We start from the raw sequence: 612 nt of genomic DNA on the forward strand, positions 1-612 counted from the left end.
CGGGGCAGTCCACATGCGCGTAGTGGCGGTTCGTCGTCTCGTACTCGACATGCGCCGTCGAGATCGTGATGCCGCGCGCCTTCTCCTCCGGCGCCTTGTCGATCTGGTCATAGGCGGTGAAGGTCGCACCACCGGTCTTCGCGAGCACCTTGGTGATCGCCGCCGTCAGCGACGTCTTCCCATGGTCCACGTGACCGATCGTCCCGATGTTGCAGTGCGGCTTGTTCCGCTCGAATTTCGCCTTGGCCATCGCCCTGGTTTCCCGACGCGCAAGAAGGTGGTGTCCGGTGGCCTGCCGCCCGACCGTCCGCGCGCCGAGCCCGGGCGGGCTGGAGCGGGTGACGGGAATCGAACCCGCACAACCAGCTTGGAAGGCTGGGGCTCTACCATTGAGCTACACCCGCGCCCGGCACGCTCATTCGCCGCGTGCTCTCGGCACGGCATCAAATGGGGCGCGTCCTAGCCGGCCTGCAAGACAGGCACCCGCGCGTCCACGGGCCTCGACGGAAATGGAGGGGGTTGGATTCGAACCAACGTAGGCGAAGCCAACGGATTTACAGTCCGTCCCCTTTAGCCACTCGGGCACCCCTCCGCGCGTCCGGCGCGGAGCCG

Annotated in this window: 1 protein-coding gene and 2 tRNA genes; all 3 read right to left on the reverse strand. The window is 67.0% G+C overall.

The window, feature by feature from the left end:
* Positions 1 to 250, reverse strand: a 250-nt coding sequence (locus AC1MIR_RS23725) for a GTP-binding protein (RefSeq protein WP_480030640.1), incomplete at its 3' end; no start/stop codon positions are given.
* Between the two features lie 80 nt (positions 251 to 330).
* Positions 331 to 404, reverse strand: a tRNA-Gly gene (locus AC1MIR_RS23730).
* 106 nt (positions 405 to 510) lie between these two features.
* A tRNA-Tyr gene (locus tag AC1MIR_RS23735) sits at positions 511 to 592 on the reverse strand.
* Positions 593 to 612 lie beyond the last annotated feature (20 nt).

The organism is Falsiroseomonas sp. RANM36, from assembly GCF_056682175.1.